This window comes from Micromonospora sp. NPDC005413, assembly GCF_040606435.1.
Classification (GTDB): Bacteria; Actinomycetota; Actinomycetes; order Mycobacteriales; family Micromonosporaceae; genus Micromonospora.
Window position 1 is genome coordinate 1 of sequence record NZ_JBEXEV010000045.1, and the last position, 20,747, is coordinate 20,747.

General features: G+C 65.3%; 18 protein-coding genes and 1 pseudogene. 8 read left to right on the top strand and 11 right to left on the bottom strand.

All coding sequences use genetic code 11. The annotated features are described in order from the left end of the window. Positions 1-108 precede the first annotated feature (108 nt). The 4 genes from ABZS37_RS30105 (at position 109) to ABZS37_RS30120 (ending at position 5,840) form a co-directional block, all read left to right on the top strand. On the top strand, positions 109-1,464 hold the full coding sequence (locus ABZS37_RS30105) for a site-specific integrase (RefSeq protein WP_355174544.1): 1,356 nt from the start codon (positions 109-111) through the stop codon (positions 1,462-1,464). Then, a complete protein-coding gene (locus ABZS37_RS30110; RefSeq protein ID WP_355174546.1) occupies positions 1,442-3,352 on the top strand; it encodes a hypothetical protein in 1,911 nt (636 codons plus the stop codon). The genes ABZS37_RS30105 and ABZS37_RS30110 overlap by 23 nt, the downstream gene beginning before the upstream one ends. Before the next feature lie 260 nt (positions 3,353-3,612). Continuing rightward, complete coding sequence (locus ABZS37_RS30115; protein ID WP_355174548.1) at positions 3,613-5,427, top strand: hypothetical protein; 1,815 nt, start codon at positions 3,613-3,615, stop codon at positions 5,425-5,427. Beyond that, entirely contained in the window at positions 5,424-5,840 is a 417-nt protein-coding gene (locus tag ABZS37_RS30120; protein WP_355174550.1) for a hypothetical protein, read from the top strand. Before ABZS37_RS30115 ends, ABZS37_RS30120 begins: the two co-directional genes overlap by 4 nt. 376 nt (positions 5,841-6,216) lie before the next feature. On the opposite strand, the gene ABZS37_RS30125 is transcribed toward ABZS37_RS30120, so the two are convergent. Beyond that, positions 6,217-7,182: a hypothetical protein gene (locus ABZS37_RS30125; RefSeq protein WP_355174552.1), complete on the bottom strand. Its 966-nt coding sequence runs from the start codon at positions 7,180-7,182 to the stop codon at positions 6,217-6,219. Positions 7,183-7,480: 298 nt separating this feature from the next. Here ABZS37_RS30125 and ABZS37_RS30130 point away from each other — a divergent pair, with 298 nt between their 5' ends. Further along, positions 7,481-8,713, top strand: a complete 1,233-nt coding sequence (locus tag ABZS37_RS30130; protein ID WP_355174554.1) for a TIGR02391 family protein — start codon at positions 7,481-7,483, stop codon at positions 8,711-8,713. A gap of 331 nt (positions 8,714-9,044) precedes the next feature. Here the strand turns inward: ABZS37_RS30130 and coaD are convergent, their stop codons facing one another. The 3 genes from coaD to ABZS37_RS30145 form a co-directional block, all read right to left on the bottom strand. Then, positions 9,045-9,527: a pantetheine-phosphate adenylyltransferase gene (gene coaD / locus ABZS37_RS30135; protein ID WP_355174556.1), complete on the bottom strand. Its 483-nt coding sequence runs from the start codon at positions 9,525-9,527 to the stop codon at positions 9,045-9,047. Between the two features lie 164 nt (positions 9,528-9,691). Further along, positions 9,692-9,871: a hypothetical protein gene (locus ABZS37_RS30140; RefSeq protein WP_355174558.1), complete on the bottom strand. Its 180-nt coding sequence runs from the start codon at positions 9,869-9,871 to the stop codon at positions 9,692-9,694. Between the two features lie 502 nt (positions 9,872-10,373). Continuing rightward, positions 10,374-11,201, bottom strand: coding sequence for an inositol monophosphatase (locus ABZS37_RS30145; protein WP_355174560.1), 828 nt, complete (start codon positions 11,199-11,201; stop codon positions 10,374-10,376). Between the two features lie 59 nt (positions 11,202-11,260). Here ABZS37_RS30145 and ABZS37_RS30150 point away from each other — a divergent pair. Continuing rightward, a protein-coding gene (locus ABZS37_RS30150) for an IS5 family transposase (protein ID WP_355174602.1) occupies positions 11,261-12,126 on the top strand; the annotation gives its coding sequence in 2 pieces (ribosomal slippage) (positions 11,261-11,594 and positions 11,594-12,126; 867 coding nt in all). Positions 12,127-12,496: 370 nt separating this feature from the next. On the opposite strand, the pseudogene ABZS37_RS30155 reads toward ABZS37_RS30150, so the two are convergent. Beyond that, positions 12,497-12,874, bottom strand: a pseudogene (locus ABZS37_RS30155) (hypothetical protein); the annotation flags it as partial. A gap of 1,044 nt (positions 12,875-13,918) precedes the next feature. On the opposite strand from ABZS37_RS30155, the gene ABZS37_RS30160 reads away from it, so the two are divergent. Both ABZS37_RS30160 and ABZS37_RS30165 read left to right on the top strand, forming a co-directional pair. Next, a complete protein-coding gene (locus ABZS37_RS30160) occupies positions 13,919-14,230 on the top strand; it encodes a transposase (protein WP_355174562.1) in 312 nt (103 codons plus the stop codon). Beyond that, on the top strand, positions 14,227-15,114 hold the full coding sequence (locus tag ABZS37_RS30165) for an IS3 family transposase (protein WP_355174564.1): 888 nt from the start codon (positions 14,227-14,229) through the stop codon (positions 15,112-15,114). The genes ABZS37_RS30160 and ABZS37_RS30165 overlap by 4 nt, the downstream gene beginning before the upstream one ends. Positions 15,115-15,309: 195 nt before the next feature. Here ABZS37_RS30165 and ABZS37_RS30170 read toward each other — a convergent pair whose 3' ends face one another. From ABZS37_RS30170 to ABZS37_RS30195, 6 genes are all read right to left on the bottom strand, one after another. After that, the gene (locus ABZS37_RS30170) at positions 15,310-15,762 is read right to left on the bottom strand and encodes a MaoC family dehydratase (protein WP_355174566.1); all 453 of its coding nucleotides are present in this window, start codon (positions 15,760-15,762) and stop codon (positions 15,310-15,312) included. A gap of 200 nt (positions 15,763-15,962) precedes the next feature. Continuing rightward, positions 15,963-17,180 (bottom strand): acetyl-CoA C-acetyltransferase, encoded by a 1,218-nt coding sequence (locus ABZS37_RS30175; RefSeq protein ID WP_355174568.1) that lies wholly within the window; start codon positions 17,178-17,180, stop codon positions 15,963-15,965. A gap of 147 nt (positions 17,181-17,327) precedes the next feature. Continuing rightward, a complete protein-coding gene (locus ABZS37_RS30180) occupies positions 17,328-18,038 on the bottom strand; it encodes an ABC transporter ATP-binding protein (RefSeq protein ID WP_355174570.1) in 711 nt (236 codons plus the stop codon). Beyond that, positions 18,031-19,086 carry a branched-chain amino acid ABC transporter permease gene (locus ABZS37_RS30185; protein ID WP_355174572.1) on the bottom strand — a complete coding sequence of 352 codons (1,056 nt, stop codon included), beginning with the start codon at positions 19,084-19,086 and terminating at the stop codon, positions 18,031-18,033. Before ABZS37_RS30185 ends, ABZS37_RS30180 begins: the two co-directional genes overlap by 8 nt. A gap of 38 nt (positions 19,087-19,124) precedes the next feature. After that, positions 19,125-19,994: a branched-chain amino acid ABC transporter permease gene (locus ABZS37_RS30190; RefSeq protein WP_355174574.1), complete on the bottom strand. Its 870-nt coding sequence runs from the start codon at positions 19,992-19,994 to the stop codon at positions 19,125-19,127. A gap of 3 nt (positions 19,995-19,997) precedes the next feature. Then, the gene (locus tag ABZS37_RS30195; RefSeq protein WP_355174576.1) at positions 19,998-20,729 is read right to left on the bottom strand and encodes an ABC transporter ATP-binding protein; all 732 of its coding nucleotides are present in this window, start codon (positions 20,727-20,729) and stop codon (positions 19,998-20,000) included. Positions 20,730-20,747 lie beyond the last annotated feature (18 nt).

Consider the following 20,747-nt stretch of genomic DNA (forward strand, 5'->3'; position numbering starts at 1 on the left):
CGCAACCAGCACGCCCGACCAAAAACCGGATATGCCACCAACTCCAAGATCCGCCACCCGGATTACCCGTTCAAGGCTGCATGACGAGGCACTAGGTGGGCACCGGCGGTGGGTACGCCGATCGTGTTGTCGGAGTCGATGACACCGGTGGAGCCGCTGTGTAGCTGGTTCCGGGAGCTGAGCTTGGACCGGCGCAGCGTCAAGACGATGCGGGCCTATGCCTATACCGTGGTGATGTTGCTCCGGTTTCTGCTGGCCCGTGGTATGAATCTGGCGTCGGCCACGGAGGCCGATCTGCAGGAGTTTCGTCGGTGGCGCCTTGACGATGCCGAGCAAACGATCGGGGAGGCGGCGTGGAACCGTGACGCCGCGGCGATCGGTTGCCTGTATGACTTCATGGTCCGGCAGGGCATCGTCGAGCGTCGGCCGTGGCGCTCTGCCGGGCGTGGCCGGCGGTCGTTGTCGACGGGGGTCGGCCGTGATCTTCGGGTCCGGCACATGGAGCTTGAACAGTATTTGTTCCTGCGCGATGTCGGGTTCGGCGGGCTTGCCCCGGGCGCCGGTTTGGACGAGGGATTCCGGGGCTGGCGGCCGCATCGCAATCGTGCGGCCTGTGAGCTGGCCCTTCTGACCGGGATGCGGATCCAGGAGTGGTCCACGGTGCTGCTGCCGGAGCTTGGGCTGCTCGACGGCGGCCGGCCGCGGGCGGCGGAGCTCGAACTGGGCGCGTGCGCAAAGTTCAGGCATCCGCGGACTGTCTACGTCCCCGCCGATGCGGTCGACGTTCTCGATCCGTATCTGCTGCTGGAACGACCGGAGATTGTCGAAAAGGCGCAGCCGACGCTGCGGCGCCGGCACCGCGACTTGTTCGTCGTCTCGCGGTTGGAGGCCGACGGCACCAAGGCCCGCGGGGTGCTGGACGGCGGAATGGTCACCAGGCCGATCCGGGAGATGGATCCGCGGCTGCGCCGCATCGCGGTGCGCGAGACCGGCGACGGCCTGGACCCGCTGGCGCTGTTCGTCGGGACCGGCGGGCGGATGCTCACGGCCTCGGGCTGGGACCGGGTGCGCTGGGCGGCCTGGAACCGCATGAAGGCTCACACGGACGAGGAGTCGGCGGGGCTGGTACCGCGCCGCTGCTGGGTCTTTCACGATCTGCGGCACACGTTCGCCCTGCGGCTGCTGATCTATCTGACCGAGGTGGCCCTGGACGAACACCGACGACGGCGGGTGCCGATGTCGACGTTGCTGGATCACATGAGCGGCAACCCGTTGCTGCAGGTGCAGCGGCGGCTCGGTCACGCCAGCCCGGCCACGACCTACCGCTACATCCGCTACCTGAAGGACCCGATGCGCGATGTCCACGAGGCATTTCGCAGCTGGACCGCGGCTGGCGGCGCGACCTACGCCGAGATCGCCCGGCAGCTGATGACAACGAGGGATGGCCATGCCGCGCAGGGGTGAACATACGTCCGGATTCCCCACCGAACGCCGGGTGGAGCCGGGCGTCGATCGGATCGGGGTGCGGCAGGTGACGGTGCCGGCCAGCGGCACGTCGGGGTTGCGGTCGGCGACAGTGGCGGTGTCATTCAATCCGGCGGCGTTCCGGTGCGCGCGGCTGGCGGGCGAGCTCGCCGATGAGTGGGTGGAGCTGGCGCAGGCCGCGCGGCTGCGCGAGGGCGCGGCCCGCGCCTATCTGACGGCGATCAAGGCGTTGCTTACCTATGTCGACGCTGAGGTCCCCGGCGCCGGCTCGGCGTCCCTTGCGCGCGACGACCCGGACCTGCGTCAGGCGGTCACCGGATGGGTCCGCGTCCTGCCGTCGCAGCATCGGGCAGGATCGCGGACGCCGGGTTGGAACGCCGGGCGGGTTCGGGCGTTGATCGCCCGACGCGCCGAGCACCCGGACCGGCCGGTGGCCGGGCATTGGAGCGGCTGGATCGACGGCGCCCTCGGGGTTCGCCGCGGCTCGAGCAGCGAGCTGGACGAGTTCAGCCGCGCCGACAAGAAGACGCTGATCAGAGTCGCGTCAGCGGCTCGCCGGGCGACGGAAGCCCGGATCCGGGCCGGGCGTGAGCTGGCTGCCACCGGCACCGATCCGGCCCGCGGCGGGTGGCTTGCGGCGGAGAATCTGTTGTGGGCGATCTGGACCGGTGCTCATCCGTGCGAGCAGATTCCGGCTCGTCTGCCGAGCGCACCGAAGCTGCCAGAAGTGCTGCATCGGCTCGCGCCCGACGGTGCCTGGCACAGCACGCGCAGTCTGTTGCGCTTCCTGGTGGCTCAGCTGTTCCTGACCGCGATGGACCTGCACGCCTACCGGATCCTGTTGATGGCGGCGACCGGGCGCGCCCCGGAGGAGATCACCGGGCTGACCGAGGACGACCTCGAGTTCGGCCCAAGCGGCGTCACGATCACCTTCAGCAAAGCCCGCGCCAACGTCCGAGCGCGTCAAGCTTTCTCCTCCGATCTTGCCCCGGCGGGGCAGCTGCATCCGCCAGGCCTGCGGCTGGACGCTGCGGAGATCATCCGGGCGTTGCTGGAGCTGAACCGGCCGCTCGCCGACCGGGTGGGGATCTCGCCGGTTCCGCTTTTCTTGCGGGCGTCACTTCCTGGCACGGAGGTGGTGGCGGGCTTGCTGACGAGGTCGAAGGGTCTCGATTTCACCCATTGGCTGCGCCTGCAGGGGATAACAGTGTCCGGTCCGGCCGACATCCGCCGGCTGCGCAAGTCCACCAAGGTGGAGAAGGCGATCGCGTTCGGTGGGCGCATCAGTGATATCGCCGACGATCACTCGGAGCAGACCTTCCGCAGCCACTACGCGCACGGCACGACCCTGCGGGTGATCGCCGGGGACGTGATCACCACCGCGCAGCGGCGCTGGCTGGACACGGCGCTGGCCGGCCCAACGGTGCTGGACGAGCAGGCGACCCGGTCGCTGAACGATCCTGGCTCGGCGTCGGCGCTGGGACTACAACCGGCCGACATCGAGGCGCTGCGGACCGGGCAGCTCAACATGGGCGTCACCGACTGCTCGGACCCGTTCACCTCACCATTCGGCCGTCCCGGGCAACTCTGCCCGGTGGCGCCGCTGCGCTGCCTGGAATGCCGCAACGCGTTCGTGCTGCCGTCGAACCTGCCGCAACTGCTGCTGTTCGCCGAGCACCTCGACCAGCTCGCCCTGCGACTGACACCCACCCATTTCCACGCGCTGTGGGGACAGAGTCGCGCGACCTTGCTAGAGGTGCTGCGATCCCGCACCGACACCGAGCTGCGCGACGCGCGGCGGCAGATCGCCGAGGACGGCCTCGTCCTTCAACTGCCCTTGGCCAGCAGAGTGGAGTTCGACGCATGACCAGCCCCGCCTCGCCGCTCACCGGCCGGTCATCGTTCTACCGCGATGATGAACTGGTGATCCAGTCGCACCCTCTGCTGGCCGGCGCGGCCGTCCCTCGCTTCGGTGACACCGTCGGCTGGGACCTCAACGACGTGGTGCACAAAGCTCCCCATCACCCCCGCTCAGCGCTCCGGGTGCTGCTGCACGACCTGCCCGGGCGCTGGAACCTGCTGGCTCGGGAACTGGCGATGCTCTGGCTCAACCCCGGCCATCCCGCGGTGCTGGCCGCCGGCGTTCATCTGCGCACTGATCCGCTCTCGGCGATGACCGTCACCCAGCGCGTCGCACAGCTGCGCCCGCTGGCCGCGTTCGGCGCCGAGCGCCGGCTGCCAGCAGATCTTTGCGAATGGAACGACGACGACCTCAAGGCCTACGTCACCCACCGGCAGCAGACCTGCGAGCCGGGCACCATCTGCAACGTCGTGCACGTCATCAAAGCCCTGCACCGGCTACGCGCCGCATTGACCGGCGGAGGCCTGGCCCGCGACCCCTGGCCCGGCCGCTCACCCAACGCGGTGGCGAACCAGCCGATCGTCGCGCCGCTGCGGACCCCGGCAATCCCGCCGCAGGCCTGGTTCCCGCTGATCCGCAACTGCTCGACCTACATCAACGTGTTCGCCGCCGACATCACGCGCGCCAGCGCCTCCTGCGACGACCTGCAGACGCGGCCGGTCACCGACATCGGCGGCGACCAGCGCCTGAACGTCTGGCTCGCCGATCCCGCGACGACCGTGCCGATACGCCGCGCCAGGCCCGGTGAAAGCGGCGGCAGTGTCGCCCACCTCAGCGTGATTGCCCGCATCATCGGTGTCGGGCCGACATTCTTCCAACCCGGCAAGCCGCACGGCCAGAGCCGCAGGGACGCCGTCGCCGGGCTGATCGCCGACGGCCGCTGCCATCCCGGCCTGCTGCCGGATCTGGCCATGGTGACCCGGCCGGACGGCAGCCGCGGACCCTGGCACGACAGCTTGGGTCCTCGGCAGATCGCGATCGAACAGGTCATGCTGCGCAACGCGTGTTTCGTGTTCACCGCGGCCCTGTCGATGATGCGCGAGTCAGAAATACGCATGATCACCAAGGATGCGGTCGTCGACTACTACGGCTGCCCCGCGGTCAGGTCCGTCCGGCAGAAACTCGACCCGGACCTACCCGTCAAGCACTGGTGGATCACCGAGCCGGTCGCCCACGCGATCGCGCTGGCCGGCCAGCTTTCGCGCCACGACGAGCTCACCTTCGCCTCCGTGACCGGCACCCGGGCGGGCGAAGGGTTCGCCAGCATCGCCGCCATCGTCGACTTCATCAACCACATCAACCGATGGCGGCATGTCAGCGGCCTCGAGGAAATCCCGGACGGCAAAGTCACCCCGCACATGTTCCGACGCACCATGGCCATGCTCACCCGCGACTTCCCCGGCTCCGAGATCGCCGTCGGGATGCAGCTCAAACACGTCGCCACCCGGGCACTGGCGAACCGGGTCACCGGCAGCTACATGGACACCGACCCGTCCTGGGCCCAGCACCTCGACACCGCCATCAGCGACCGGCGCTTCGCCCGACTCACCGAGCTGTTCAACGCCGACACCAGCGGCCAGCCCATCGGCTACGGCCCCGGCGCCGATCGCCTGCGCGAGGCGTTCTCCACGATCCGCGCGCAAGCCGAACAGCTACGCACCACCGGGCAAGCCCGCCGCGGCGACATCCGCGTCGAGCACGACCTGCTACGCCGCACCCGCATCTCCATCCGCTTCGGCAAACTCAACCACTGCACCATGAACGACGACGACCCGGCCGGCGCGAAATGCCTCGAAGACGCAATCACCCCGGCCGGGCACCGCGGGCCACTGCTGGACCGCTGCCAGCCCGCACGGTGCGCCAACAGCATCATCGCCACCGAACACATCCCGATCTGGACCGCCGAACGATCTTCGCTGCACCGGCTGCTGGACTCCGGCACCCTAGCGGCCAACCATCGGCGCCGCATAGAGTCCGAGCTGACCGAGGTCGACCACGTCCTCACGCGAACAGGCCGATGAGCGGATCCGTTTCCCCCGCCACCCGGCAGCGGCTGCTCGACGCAATGCAGCGCCTGCTCGCCGGCGCACCGAACCACACCGACGGGCGGCTGACCAAGAACAACCTCTGCCGCGAGGCGCAGGTCAGCCGCGCCACCATGAACCGCGCGGGTGACATCTTGGCCGAGTGGGACACCCGGGTCAGCGACAGTCCAGCCGCAGCCACGGCCAGAAAACGCGACGACGAGCTGGACCGTCTACGCCGCGACCTGACGGCCAGCCGAACTCGATACCGCGAGTTGCAGGACCAGCTCGACGCTGCGGCGACCGTCATCGCCGCCCTCGCCGCGGAGAACGCTGCGCTGCGTCGGCAGGCCGCCGACTCCGCGATCCGCTCCGTCATCCCGCTGCAAGGCTCCAGGTCCTTGAGGTGAACCCGTCACGTCCAGGTCGCCCACCGATCATGACATGCCGCCGCCGAACGTCGACTTCCCGCTTGGTTAAGCGGTAACGATGAGGTCCAGGCCGCGCCCGGGCCGCCTTGGCCCAGCCCAGCGCGTCCATCAGGGCGCTGACATAGGCATCCAGCCGCTCCTCCACGGCTCGCGTCGTCAGCTCCTGTCCGCGTACGCCTCGAACTGCAGAGCCGCGTACGCCATGAAGTACACAGCAGCCATTGACGTCGGTACGTCCGCGAGCGCAGGCCACGAGCATTCGTTGACTACGCTAAGTCACCGGATGCGGGGACGGCGGTGCCCGGATCTGCCGATGAGTACGCGTCCGCGGCGAGTGAAATTGATCCTTCGGACCTCAGGACATCAATGCCTCTAACCGGATCTCGAATGCGATCGGTGTAGCGGCCGGAGATCCGTCCGCCTCGATGGCGGAAACACTGAAAAGCTTCCCGTCTTCTGTCCGGTCGAAGACTAGATTGACGGGTCCTGAGCCGATGTCGATTGCAAACGTGACTCGCTCGGCGAGCGTTTTCTCCCCTTGCTTGTACTCAAATATCTTGTTGATAGAGATTGTCTGATCGATGAAGAAGAACAGGCCTCGGAAGGTTATTTCTTCGATGTCAACGAGCCCTGCATTTGTTTCGACCTGATACCGCTTCTCCGGACTTCGATAGGCAACTCTCAGAGTTAGATTCCGGCGAAGGCCGGAATCTAACTCTGATTCGAATGCCTGCGGTCCAAGTGCGAGCCAGGCGTCGTGGAACGAGACGAGTCGCTCATCGGTCTTGGACCATAAAACGGGAGTGCCATCCGTCATCGACTGAAATCTGGCCACTGCGGCTTCGGTGAGGTGAACATCAGTCGCAAGGCCCGAGTCCAGCTCGACACTGGCATGAGTGATACGGAACGTTCGAAGACGGACCTCCATCGTACGGACGCCCATCCATTTGAATAGATCGGTGGCGGCGATTTCCGACAGCACGCGCAACTGAATCCCGGCATGCGCGGCAACCCGGGACGCGGCAGGAGAGAACCCGGCAGAGGAAACCGCAACGACTGTACTAGTTCCTGTGTTGCGTTGCTTGGTGGCGAGCTGTTCGATCCACATGACGTCCTCCTGGCGGGTGCGATCTCTGCACTCGAACACGACCAGTATCTCAGCGCCAGCGACGGTGCCACGAACTGCTACGTCAACTTCTCGCCGCACCTCGGCAACACGATCGTAGATGAAATCAGGTGATTTGATGTCAACCGGAACGCTCGCCAATATCCGCTCAAGATGAGCGATGAGAAGTTCAAGATCGCGACCCTTCCTTGCCATGTGGTAATACTACCGCCACTGACACTTGCCGGCGTTCAGTGCGTCTTCCTCGAGCTCGCGTCGCATGGAGTGTGGAGGTAGACCAGTTGCGCCAAATCGATTGGTTCTAGCCACGTACTGATCTGCCGCCAACCGCTCGCTACGGAGCATGACGGAGGTTGGGGTGTCGGATGTCCGACCGTGCCGATGGCAGCACACCCGATCTTGACGATAATCCTGTGCTCGGTCGTGCTGATGGGCAGACGTCATCATGCTGGCCCACCACGGAACGACAGGCCGAGAAGAGGAGCCACGAGTCGTGAGCAAGCTGTCGTTGCCAGACAAGACCTTCCTCGAGGCTGTGCTGGGCATGAGTGGTGGATATGTCCTCGACCTCACAAACACATCATTGGCGCAGCTATTCGACGACCTCGCGATCGACATCTACGAGGACAAGTACGCCGAGTACGGAGTGTCAAAGGCAAACAGGTTGAGGACGCTGTGGAAGATCGGCTCAGATTCCGAGGTCGCGTCAACGCTCGGTACCCTCGCGGACTACATCGAAGCGAAACAGGCTGCTCCGAGCTTCTCAGGCTTCCGCGAGGAGATCACGGACGACCAGATCGCCAGGATCCGAAGGGTCGCGGGGGATCTCGAGGGTGCACCGTCTGCTGGTAGAGGGCAGACAGCGTCGGACGACGACGTAGCTGACCCCACGCCCGCCATCTTCACTACCGAAGCGACGGTTTCAAAGAACAAGATTCAGATCGAGATCCACGGGGACATTTACAACCACATCGGGCAGTACCTGGCGACCGGGGACTACTTCCATGCAGTCGAGGAGTCCTACAAGATGGTGCGCGGGAAGCTCCGCGAGATCACGGGCAAGGAGAAGGCTTCGGACGTCTTCAACAACAGCGCCCAGAACAACGCGCACTACGAAGCTCTGTTCGGTAAAGCGACACCTTCCGACGACGCGGAAGCAGACTTCTTCCGAGGTATCGGATACCTACACTTGGGTGTCCAGCATCTCAGAAACGAGAAGGCCCACACGCCGGCAACACCTCTCGAACCCAACCTTGCCTTGCACTACATCTCGTTGGCGAGCCTCGCCTACGACCTGATCACGCGATACGTCGGCGAAGACACGATCAAGGAGCTGGAAGACCTGGTTCTCACCAAGCGCCAGGGCTACCGAACCGCAGGCGCCTTTTATCGTGACTTCGAGGATGGCAAGTGGCTGCAAAGCCTGACGCTGCCTGCCAAAGTTCAGTCCTCGGCGGTGCGTAAGGTGCTCAAGAACAAGTGGCTGGACGAGGCTGACTTCACCCGGAGCTACGACCACAGCAACATCGTGCTGATGCGGCTTGAGCTCGTGGTCGACGAGCTCACCGAAGCTGACCTCGATCGCTTGCTGGATCTACCGACAAAGGACTCGTACGGCAACGACCAGTCGGCAGGCATGCAGCAGTTCTTGGAGTTTGTTCAGAAGGAGTATCCGGACAGGTTTTCACAGAAGGCGAAGGACTGGCTCACGAAGGAGCAGTCTTGACGGGTGTCCTCCGAGTTTGAAAGATAGGTTTTCGGGTCCGAAATTTCGTCCCCTGCTCCGCTCGTGCTCTATGCCTTACGAGTGACGTCCCATGTTGAAAGCCTTCGTTGCGATTGGTGCAGAAACGCCTGAACAAGGCGGCCTTAGCGCGTGGCGAGGCTTCGCCCAGCTCTTCCGCTCGCAGCGCGACTACGCGGCCTTCGAGCCTGTCGTTTTACGGCGATCAGAGTACGACAATGCGGTGCGCCGCGCGGCTACGACGCCGTGGCGATCGAGTAGTTTCGCTCGCGATGGACGCCACAGACGCCCCTCATCTGCCACCGACCGGGCGTCACTCCTTAGCCTTATGCGACGGACGGGACGACTGCGCCGAGCGGTATGCGCGTGCCACCGTTGAGGACGTGGCGGCCAGCTGTGGACGCGCGGGCAACCAGACGGTCTGAATGCCGAGTTGCTCGTTCATCGCCGCGAGCTGGTACTCGTAGCGAAGGTCCGCAGCCGTGCGCACGCCGCGGACGATGACCGTGGCACCGCGGCGCGAGCAGTAGACGGTGGTCAGGCCGGTCCAGGTGTCGACCTCGACATTGCCCCAGGCTGCCGGCATGGCGTCGCGCACGCGTGCGGCCCTGGTGTTGGCCTCGGCGGTTGGTTGCTTATCGGCGTTTACCGCCAGCAACACGATGACTTGGTCGAACATCACCCGGGCCCGGGCCACCAGGTCGAGGTGGCCCGGGGTGAACGGATCGAACGTACCGGGATAGACCGCCAACGAGACGTGTACCGGCGCCACTCCACGATCCGACGTAGCCGTCACTGCGACTCCCCCCAAATGGCCACGATCAACCCCAGCCGTAGTCTTGCTGACCCAACTTCGGCTTGTCGTCACCGCCGACCACCGCCAACATCCTGATCTGCCGCGGATCGTGCGCCGCCGTGACGACGGCGGATGTTCGGGCTCGGGGTTCGAGGCTGCCGCTCCTATCCTCGCTGTTGACGACTTCGCCACGGCAGGTAGGCGGCAGCCGTCCCCGCGAGGCTGCCGACGGACAGGGCAACGGCCAGCGGCAAGAACAAGTCCCACGGCGCCCGCAGCCCGTCTTCAACAACGACGCCGACTACCAGGCACGCCGCAGCCGTCACCAGAAAGAAGATCGTCACTCGTAGGCGGTATCCCCGGCGGACCCGAGGGGTCCCGGCAGCGGCCAGGGCGGCTGTGCCCGCGTGCTCCGCCCACCCGAAGCCCACCGCCGCCAGGCAGATCACCAAGCCAACGACGACGCCGAACAGCGAGTCGCCCGCAGTGCTCCGCAACGCCCTGGACAGCGGCGGATCAGGGATACCCGACCCCTCGGTGAAGATGAGATGCCCCGCTCGGCCGTAGGTCAGCCCGGCATCACCGCGGGTTGCGACTCGCGTTGCTCGGCGGCCTCTGCTTCCACCTGCCCAGTGTCGGTCGGCGATCAGCCGCTGTCGACCATGCCGACGAAACCGGCCTCCCTCGAAGTTGGCGAGTCGTGCGCTCATGCCGCTGACAAGGCGCAGCGATCGTGGGCGTGCTCACCGGTCGACCGATGCGACTGCGGGTGTCGAGCGTCGCGTCCATTGCCCATCGGACAGACTGGCCGGACCTGTCGACCTGGCGGAAGATCGAACCTGTTGGCTAAAGGCCTTCGGTCGATGGATGAGCGCCGGCCCTCAGGACTTCGAGTGCTGCGGCATGCACGTGGGCGCTGCGCGCGAATAGAGCTGGCCCGGGGTGGGGCTGCGTCTGCCCGTCGAGCCCGCTGTAGCGCCCGCCCGCCTCTTCAACGATAAGTGAGGTGGCTGCGTAGTCCCACACCTGTCCCCGAGCCTGGATGGCGAGGTCCAACTGCCCGCTGGCCACTAACAGCGCGGCATGGATGCTCCATGGCAGGGTCGATGTCATGACGCTCAGCGGCGCTATCATCTCGCGTTCAGCCGGGAGGAGTTCGTCGTCGGTGGGTATCACAGCGAGTCGACTTCCACGTAGGGCCTCTCGTCCATCGACGTCGACCGTGATCTGTCGCTCGTCGGTCGTCGTCGGTCCGGAGAAGTCCGCCCGGAATGCTCCGCTGCCCCGCTGCGCCCACCAGATGCTGCCTTGAGCGGGTACCGCTGCCACTCCGACGACGATCTCGCCGGCCTCTTCCAACGCGACGAGCACCAACCACCGGTCGTCACCAGCGATGAACAGAGCGGTCCCGTCGATCGGGTCGACGACCCAACGGCGCCTGCCCCGACCGCTCTGCCCTTCCTCCTCGCCGAGGACGGCATCGTCGGGCCGCGCGTCGGCCAACACCTCTCGGATAGCCGCTTCGACAGCGCGATCAGCTTCCGTCACCACGCTGCCGTCCGACTTCAGTTCCCGGGGCAGTTGAGCGAGGGTCGCGAAGTACCGCAGACCCATTGCGGCGCCGGTCAGAGCAGCACGGCGAGCAAGCGATAGATCATTTTCCATGATCGCCATTATGCCTAGGGCGTGTCCTGCCGATCTTGTAGTGGTTGATCGTTGACGATGTGTCGGTGGTGCGTCGTGGTGAGCTGACCGATGAGGCGTGGGCGGTGATCGCGCCACTGCTTCCGGAGCCGGGTGGTGCGCGGGGGCGGTGGCGGGATCACCGTCAGGTCATCAACGGGATTTTGTGGAAGCTGCGTACGGGTGCGCCGTGGCGTGACCTGCCGGAACGCTTCGGACCGTGGAAAACCTGCCACGAACGGCTGCGCCGGTGGACGGCCGACGGGACGTGGGATCGGATCCTCGCCGCGGCGCAGGTGCATGACGACGGCACACCGGTGCAGTGGACGATCAGCATCGACTCGTCGGTCGTGCGGGCGCACCAGCATGCCGCTGGCGCCCGCAAAAAGGGGGCTCCCCATCAAGTCCGGCGACGCCTGGTGCGCAAGCTGGCGAGGCCATCGGTCGGTCCCGAGGTGGGTTGAGCACGAAGATCCACCTCGCCGTCGACGGACGCGGCCGGCCGTTGTCGATCCTGCTCACCCCAGGCCAGGCCGGTGACAACCCCCAGCTTCTGGCGTTGCTCGACGCGATCCGGGTCAACGAACCCGGCCCCGGACGGCCCCGCAAACGACCCGAGGTGCTGATCGCCGACAAGGGCTATGCGCACGACTCGACCCGCCGCGCTCTACGCCAACGCGGGATCAGGCACGTCATCCCAGAACGGTCCGACCAGGTCGCCCGCCGGGCCGCCAAGGGCAGCGCCGGCGGCAGGCCACCGGCCTTCGACAAGGCGATCTACCGCAAGCGCAACGTCGTGGAACGCTGCTTCAACCGGCTCAAGCAGTGGCGCGACCTGGCCACCCGATACGCCAAACGCGCATCCCTCTACCGATCCAGCCTGCTCCTGATCGCCGCCGTCATATGGCTTCCATGATCGGCAGGACAGGCCCTAGGGCGTTGCCGCGGACGCAGGTAGGCGGCTGCCTGCCCGCCGGTCTCGTGGATCAACGCCGGCATCCGCAATCTCAGGCGTAGGTGTCGCTGTTGCGAGATGGGCCAGGGCGGCGCTGCTTGGGTGGCTGCGAGTGCGGTGGGCGAGGGGGTTCAGGGCACGGCTGGACAACGCGATCGTGGCGGGGTGAAACCGCAGTGTTACCCCGGTCGCGGCTTCGGGTCTTGATTGACCGTGTCCTAACCGGAGCGTCGTAGCTATCGCCCATCGGGTAGACACCCCGCGATGGCTGCAAGGTCAGGCTGAAAAAGCTCATTGTGGCAGGGCTCAGAGTGTCAAGAGCTCCACGAAGCTATTGAAAGAAGGCCTTACCGCCGAACTCGCCATGCAGTCGGTGGCCCAACTCGTCGGCCAGCCCTGTCATGACTTGAACCGCGAGCATCAGATGCACTGCTTGGAAGTTTCGGCCAAAAACCGGGATGGAGGCCCAGACTGTACTATCTGCATAGTAGATCCTGCCGATAGACAGTCGGTTTGTGACTTCAGATAACTTCGCATACAGCTTCTCTGTTGATGCCACCTCGGTTAAAACTGGCGAGAACACCTCGACCAGTGGCGGGTTGTCACGCACGCGCACAAATACCATTGCGGAACCGGAACGAATGTTGATGTCGCCATCGGCGTCCATCGGAACTTGCTCTGGCGTGGCCTTGAGCATAGTCGCCACGACAGCGAGCGCACTGTCGCGCAATGCAACACTTATCGCGCGATCTTCAGTTTTCTTGTCAACGTCTTCGCTTTGCGCAATATGCCTGGATCCGGAGTTCGCAAGTCCACTTTGTGCGCTTGCTGCAGACACAACATCCATGGCATCACGTATCGCCACCCATAGTTGACGGAACTCACTCTGCTCGCCACCGAGCGCTTCCACGACGAGTTCGAGCGGGCCCCAACGTGGCAACCGAATACATCGAAGCACTGCGTGCACGGTCGTGTGCGTGATTGCACCGCCCGTCCGCCGGGCTAGCTCGCGGGTGCTCGGCTCCCCGTTCATGCGGTGAAGGCGCTTCACCTTGGCGCGTAGGTCTCCTACGAGGTCGTCGATGGAGGGAAGGTCGAGGGACATCCACATCACTCTACGGCCGTTCATGACTGCTGAGCAAACAAGTCACCCCCTGGTCCACTTCACTGTAAAAGGACGTAAGCGGCGGTAAAGATTCGTCAGACCCCGTTGTCGATCGTCCGGATAAGTTGCGCGGCGTCAGACCTCTTTGATGATGGTTCAGGGTTGGGTTCAGTCCGTGAGTGGCTCCCATCTGGCACGGTCGTCCGCTCAACATATGCCTGCCCCGTTGGTGCCGAGGAGGTCCTTAGTGATGGAACTTGTGAACTTCGCGGTTCTGCTGGCTACCACGCCAGTGTGGATTCTTGCTGGTGTGTACGTCTGGTCTCGGGACAATGCTCGCCGAACCCGGGCATTCCAGTTGCTGAAGTTGCTTCTTCGGCGCCAGCCCTGACTTCCTCCGACGGGTTGCCCTTGTGCAGGGACAACCATCTCGATGCCTCGGAACTCACTAGTCTGCGGCGAAGCGGACGCGGAAGCTCACGGATGGACGTAGCCTTCGGTAGGCGAACTCCCAGGCGGCAGCCATGTCACTCGATGCGAGCTCGTGCCGATGGAGCTGTGCCTTTCGCCCCCAGTTCGGTGTGAGCCACCCCCGCTTTCATGGAGCTTCTTGATCATGGTCTGATGGCCGTGGGGAGGAAGTCGTCCGTGGCAGCATCGAAGAAGTACCCCGACGAGCTACGTCAGCGCGCGGTGCGTTTGTACCGCGAGTCGGACCCGAAGCCCGTGATCCGGCGCTTGGCCGAGCAGCTCGGCGTGCATCACGAGGCGTTGCGTAACTGGATCCGTCAGGCCGAGGCCGACGCGGGTGAGCGCACCGATCGGCCGACCAGCGAGGTGGCCGAGGAGAACCGCCGGCTGCGTAGGGAAGTCACCGAGTTGCGGCGGGCGAACGAGATTCTGAAGGCTGCGAGCGCGTATTTCGCGGCGGAGCTCGACCCGACCCGGCGACGGTCATGACGTTCATTTTTGAACACCGTGACCAGTTCGCGGTCGCGCTCCTGCTACGGGTCCTCAACATCGGCGCCTCGACGTACTACGCGTGGGTCAAGCAGGTCGAGCAGCCCTGCGACCGCGATGTGGTCGACCTGGGGTTGATCTCCAACATCCACGAGATCTGGGAGACATCGGAGCGCACCTACGGCGCGGACCGGGTCCACCGGCAGCTGCGCCGTGACGGCATCGGTGTGGGCCGCAAGCGGGTGGAGCGGCTGATGGCGCAGCAGGGCTGGCAGGGGGCGTTCCTGCGTCGAGGCTGGCGCGGCGGCTCCACCCGCCAGGATCCACGGCATACGCCGGCGCCGGACTTGGTCAACCGGCAGTTCACCGCCGACGGGCCGAACCGGCTCTGGGTCGCCGACGCCACCCGCATCCCGTGCGGCGAGGGCGTATTCTGGCTGGCCGCGGTCCGGGATGTGTTCTCCCGCCGGATCGTCGGGTGGAAGACGTCTGACCGCTGCGACACTGACCTGATCCTCGCCGCCCTCGAATATGGGATCTGGTCGCGCGATGTCCGCGACGGCCAGTTGATCCACCACAGCGACAGGGGATCGAACTACACGTCTTTCCGCTTCGCCGAACGCTTACAGGACAACGGGATCCTGCCCTCGATGGGCTCCGTCGGCGACTCGTACGACAACGCGCTGATGGAGAACTTCTGGTCGACGTTGAAGATCGAACTCGTGTACCGCACGAGCTGGCGGACCCGCGACGAGGCCGAGAACGCGATCTTCGGCTACGGCTGGTACAACACCCGCCGCCGACACTCAACCCTCGGCTACCTCAGCCCTGCGGCTTTCGAGGCCACCAGCTCACAACCGCTACCGATCGACCAAGCCGCCTAACTAAGATCAACACAACGACCCTGTCCGTCGAAACGGGTCAAGCCCACCCTCGCTGTGGTGGACGGGTGCTGGACCTTCTCTTGCGACTGCCCTGATTCAGAGCCGTTGAGCACTGCTCGTGAAAATCGACGCCCTCCTGGCGTGACCATCAACCCGAAACAGCTACCCCATTACAGACTTGAACGCGACGCCCTCTCAGGAAACCAGCACCGAGAGGACCTCGGCGACGCAGACCGGCTTCTCGCCGCCCTCGCGTTCGATAGTCACGCGGACCGTCGCTCGCGCGCCGTTTTGGCCATGGACGAGCTCGACGAGCTCGGCGCCTGCGCGGACCCTCGACCCCACCGGCACCGGGGAGGGGAAGCGGACCTTGTTGGCTCCGTAGTTCACGCCCATGCTCAGCCCCTCGACGGTGTAGATCTGCCAGATCATCTTCGGGACCAGGGAGAGGGTCAGGTAGCCATGCGCGATGGTGCTGCCGAATGGTCCACGGGCCGCCCTCTCGGCGTCGGTATGGATCCACTGGTGGTCGCCGGTCGCTTCGGCGAACAGGTCGATCTGCTCCTGGGTGATGGTATGCCAGTCGCTGTCGCCGAGGTGACTGCCGACGGCCCGCTCGAACTCGTCGATCCCGTTGAATGTTTTCATGATCTTCTTCCTCCGTACGCTCCGTTCGAGGTCAGTCGCGGGGCCATTGGCGAATTCCTCGATGTCTGCGTGACCGCGTCAGCCTGGTGCTCGCTGGGACCGATACGGCCGCTGGCCCCGGTGACGACGGCGACGTTGCCCTCGGGCCTGTTGCTCATCTGCTGCCACGCTGGACGTGTCGCGGTCGGTGTTTCGGCAGGTCAGGACAGGCGCTCGAGGACCATCGCCATGCCTTGACCCCCGCCGACGCACATGGTCTCCAAACCGAACTGCTTGTCGTGGTACTGCAGGGAGTTGATGAGCGTGCTGGTGAGCCGGGCGCCGGTCATACCGAACGGATGGCCGACCGCGATCGCCCCGCCATTGACGTTGAGCTTGTCGAAGTTGATCCCGAGGTCGCGGGCGGAGGCGATGACCTGGGCGGCGAACGCCTCGTTGATCTCGACCAGGTCGATGTCGTCGATGGTCAGGCCGGCCCGATCGAGCGCCCGCTTCGACGCCTCGACTGGGCCGAGCCCCATGATTTCGGGCGACAGGGCGGATACCCCGGTAGACACGATCCGGGCGAGGGGGGTTAGGCCCAGCTCCCTGGCCTTTGTATCGCTCATGATCACGATCACGGCGGCTCCGTCGTTTAGCGGGCAGCAGGTGCCCGCGGTGACAGTGCCATTAGGACGAAAGACCGGCTTTAGTTGCGACAAAGCTTCCACCGTCACCCCCGCCCGAGGGCCGTCGTCCTTACTCACAACCGTGCCGTCGGGCAGGGTCGCCGGGGTGATGTCGCGCTCCCAGAACCCATTCGCGAGCGCCTTCTCGGCCAGATTCTGACTACGGACACCGAACTCGTCCTGCTCCGCGCGGGTGACACTCTTGAGCTGGGCGACGTTCTCCGCGGTCTGTCCCATGGCGATGTAGACGTCCGGAACCGCGTCGTAGCCGCGCGGGTCGATCCAGGTCTGCCCCCCGCCTGCGAGCTTCTCGGTACGGGCCTCGGCCTCGGCGAACACCGGGTTCCTGGTGTCCGGAAGACTGTCGGCGTTGCCTTTGGTGAAGCGGCTGACGGTCTCAACACCAGCCGAGATGAACACGTCACCCTCGCCCGCCCTGATCGCGTGCATGGCCATGCGGGTCGTCTGCAGGCTTGAGGAGCAGTACCGGGTTACCGTGGTGCCCGGCAGGTGGTCGAAACCGGCCAGGACCGCGACGACGCGGCCCATGTTGAAGCCGGACTCGCCGCCCGGCAGCCCACAGCCCAACATCAGGTCGTCGATGTCAGCGGGGTCAAGAGCCGGGATCTTGGAAAGTGCGACGCGGAGCATCTGCGCGGTCAGGTCGTCGGGGCGCACGTCCTTGAGGGATCCCTTAAACGCCCGGCCGATCGGAGACCTGGCGGTGGCGACGATAACTGCTTCGGGCATGCTGGCCCTCCGGGGTGGGGTGTGCAGGTGTAGGGATTGGCGCTGGGTAAACAGCCGAACTTTCGGCCGCTGCTCACTCGTAAATGCGTTGCGGCCGCTTTCGAGGCGCCGGACTGGAGGGGGCAGGCGGTCAGGCGAGGGCCGGCGTCAGCCGGCAGCGCCCAGGTACGCCTCACGAACATCGGGATGACCGGTCACCTCGGCGAGCGTTCCCTGGGTGATGATCCGCCCATGATTGAGCACCACCGCGGTGTCCGCCAGTGCATTCACCGCCTGCATCACGTGCTCAATCATCACGATGGCGATGCCGTCCGCGCGGCACTCACGCACTCGCTCGATCACGATGTCCACCTCGTGCGGGGTCAACCCGGCCATAACCTCATCCAGCAGCAATACCCTCGGCTTCGAGACCATGCCGCGGGCGAAGTCGACGATCCGGATCATTGCTGACGGGATGTCGCCGATGGCCTCCCGCCGATACTGCCAGAGGTCGAACCGCTCAAGTTGCTCGCGAGCCAGTCGATTCGCCTCCCGGTAACCGCTCGCGCGTCGGTAAGCCGCCAGCGCAACACACTCGAAGACGTTCAGCCCGGCTACGTTGCCCGACACCTGGAATGTCCGCGCGACGCCCGCCTCGAACACCTTCGCTGGCGGCAGACCGGTGATGTCCGCGCCGTTCAGGAAAATCGATCCACTCGTCGGTCGCAGCACGCCGGCGATCAGGTTTACTAGCGTCGACTTGCCGGCGCCGTTTGGGCCGATCAGGGCGGTCACCAGCCCGGGCTCAGCCGTGAAGGAGACGTCCTGCAGTACCTTGAGACCGCCGAAGTTCTTGGCGATCGTCGTGACCTCAAGCATGCTCGCTCACCAATCCAGGGTCGTGGCTGCGATCGGGTGCGTGCCGGTCGGACGGAGCCTCGGACTTCGGGGCGCGCGGCGCGCCGGTACCAAAGATGCGGACGATTACCTGGTTCCATAGCGGAACAATGCCGGCGCCACCGAATCGAAGGATCAGGATGACGCAGATCGCGTAGGCGATCTGCGTGTAGCTGGAGACGTTGGAACTGGACACGGCGAAGGAGCGCATCAACTCTTCGAGCACTGCGATGCCGATCCCGGCCACGATCGGCCCTGCGAGGGTGGCCGATCCGCCAATGATCGCGCCGACGAGCATCGCTATACCGACCTCCACTGTGAGGACCGAGTCATAGCTGACGAAGTTCGTGTACTGCGCCATGAGTGCACCGGGAATTGCGGTGAGACCCATGCTGATGGCCATGGCGATCGCCTGGTTTCGGACCACCTTGATGCCCATGCTCGCCGCGACCACCGGATCCTCGCGGATGAACGGCAGCGAACGGCCAAAGCGGGTGCGGCGCATCATGAACGACACCCCGACCGTGAGGAGGATCAGGAAGCCGAGGGCGACGTAGTACAGCGGGGTGGCGTCCGTGAACCATTGCAGATGCAGAAAGCCCTCCTGCATCGTGAGATTCTGCAGACCGTCAACGCCGCCCGTGACGCTCCACGAGGCCGCGATCCCGGACACCGCGATCGCCAGGGCCAAGGTGCCCAGGGTAAAGAACAGCGCACTGACGCCGAATCGGCTCATGATCAGGCTGACAACCGTACCGATCGTCGCCGAGAGCAGGATACCGACGACGATCGCCAACCAGACGTTCCAGCCCTGCCCCCAGGTCAGCACCGCGACGGAGAACGCACCGATGCCGAACGCGCTGGCGTGCGCGACCGACAGCAGCCCGGCGAAGCCACCGGCGATGTTCCAGGTGAGGTTGCGTGTCGCGAAGACCAGGGCGACGAAGCCGACGCCGATCATCGGCGCCTCGGCGAACAGCGGAAAGGCCACCGCCACGACGAGTGCAACGGCCACGACGAGGGTGTTCACCCGGTTGAGCGGGGTGGAGACGAGCCCACGAACAGATCTCATGCCGAGCCCACCGTCCTTCGCGCCAGGCCCTGGGGGCGGAACAGAATGACCAGGAGGAAAAGGGTGTAGATCACGGAGGAGGCCAGGGAACCACTGATGTAGACGCTGCTGGCCGCCTCGGCCATACCGAGGAGGATGCCGGCGGCCACCGTCCCCCACAGCGCGCCGCTGCCACCAATCACGACGACGATGAACGCTTTGACCGTCAGCTCCAGGCCGTACAGGGGGGACACCGGCTGGAACGGGATCAGGAGCCCGCCGGCCACTGCGGCGGCGGCCGCACCCAGCGCGAAGGTCAAGCGGTACACCCGACGAACGTTGACGCCGACGAATATGGCGCCGTTGAGGCTCTCCGCACAGGCCCGCATGTAGACGCCCAGGCGGGTCCGGTAGATCAACCATGACAGAGCGAGCGCCAGGATGAGGCTCACCGCCCCGGCCGCCAGCCGGGCGAAGCTGATCGTGACGCCGAGTGCGTTGATGGCCTCCATCGGCCAGGGGTTCCGGATGGTCTGGTACGGCTCGGGATAGAGGACCTGGAAGAGATATTGCAGGGCGACGCCGATGCTGAGCGTGATCACCAACTGCGCGTGGCCGGTCTCGTCGAGGGTCGACTCGATCAGGAAGCGTTCGACGACATAGCCGAAGGCTGCCGCGATCGCGGCCACGAAGATCAGGGCCACGGCATAGTCGGCCAGTGACCGAGGCGCCAGGGACAGCACCCCGTACATTCCGATGAGGACGAAGTAGCCGTGGGCGAAGTTCACCACCCGCATGACATTGAAGATCAGGTAGAGGCCCAGTCCGATCAGGGCGTAGATCAGTCCCTGGAGCACCCCGGTGGTGGCGATCTGGAGAAGCGTCATCACCTACCTCTCCTCTCGTGAGCTGGTCGTGGATCCGAGGTATCCGTTCTCCACTAAATTGGAGGCGAGCAGCGATTCCGCGGTGCCGGCCGCGATGATCTTTCCGCCGTCGAGCACATAGCCGCGGGAGGCCAGCCGCAGCGCCTGGTGGACGTTCTGCTCGATCAGCAGGACCGAGACGCCGGAGGCGTTGATGTCGCCGATTGTCTGCATGATCGTCTGCACGATGACCGGCGCCAGGCCGAGCGAAGGCTCGTCGAGGACCAGGGTTCGCGGTTGAAGCATGAGCCCTCGGGCGATGGCGAGCATGCTGCGCTCGCCACCGCTCAGGGTTCCCGCGAACTGACCGGCCCGATCCTTCAATCGCGGAAAGAGTTCGTACATGGCCGCCAGGTCGAACGGGCCCGCTTTGGACCTCGGATTCGCGCCGACCAGGAGGTTCTCCTGAACGGTCATTCCCGCGAACAGCGACCGTTCCTGCGGGACTAGAACGATTCCCGCCCGCACCCGGTGCCAAGGCCGCAGACCGGCAATCGCACGACCGTGGAACTCCAGCTTCCTGGCGCGGGCGGGGATGACGCCGAGCAGCCCCTCGGTGAGCGTGGTCTTGCCTGCTCCGTTGGAGCCGAGCAGGCAGACGAGTTCGCCTTCACCGACCTCGAAATCGACGGATCGTACGATCTCCGACCGTCCGCGCCAGACACTGAATCCTTCGACCGACAGGGCCGTCTTCATCATGGTTCCCCGATCCGC

Excerpts from the sequence above, each read along its gene's own strand:
- ABZS37_RS30110 (WP_355174546.1), top strand. The coding sequence starts at position 1,442 with ATGGCCATGCCGCGCAGGGGTGAACATACGTCCGGATTCCCCACCGAA.
- ABZS37_RS30120 (WP_355174550.1), top strand. The coding sequence starts at position 5,424 with ATGAGCGGATCCGTTTCCCCCGCCACCCGGCAGCGGCTGCTCGACGCA.
- ABZS37_RS30125 (WP_355174552.1), bottom strand. The coding sequence starts at position 7,182 with ATGGCAAGGAAGGGTCGCGATCTTGAACTTCTCATCGCTCATCTTGAG.
- ABZS37_RS30145 (WP_355174560.1), bottom strand. The coding sequence starts at position 11,201 with ATGGCGATCATGGAAAATGATCTATCGCTTGCTCGCCGTGCTGCTCTG.
- ABZS37_RS30165 (WP_355174564.1), top strand. The coding sequence starts at position 14,227 with ATGACGTTCATTTTTGAACACCGTGACCAGTTCGCGGTCGCGCTCCTG.
- ABZS37_RS30170 (WP_355174566.1), bottom strand. The coding sequence starts at position 15,762 with ATGAAAACATTCAACGGGATCGACGAGTTCGAGCGGGCCGTCGGCAGT.
- ABZS37_RS30175 (WP_355174568.1), bottom strand. The coding sequence starts at position 17,180 with ATGCCCGAAGCAGTTATCGTCGCCACCGCCAGGTCTCCGATCGGCCGG.
- ABZS37_RS30180 (WP_355174570.1), bottom strand. The coding sequence starts at position 18,038 with ATGCTTGAGGTCACGACGATCGCCAAGAACTTCGGCGGTCTCAAGGTA.
- ABZS37_RS30190 (WP_355174574.1), bottom strand. The coding sequence starts at position 19,994 with ATGACGCTTCTCCAGATCGCCACCACCGGGGTGCTCCAGGGACTGATC.
- ABZS37_RS30195 (WP_355174576.1), bottom strand. The coding sequence starts at position 20,729 with ATGAAGACGGCCCTGTCGGTCGAAGGATTCAGTGTCTGGCGCGGACGG.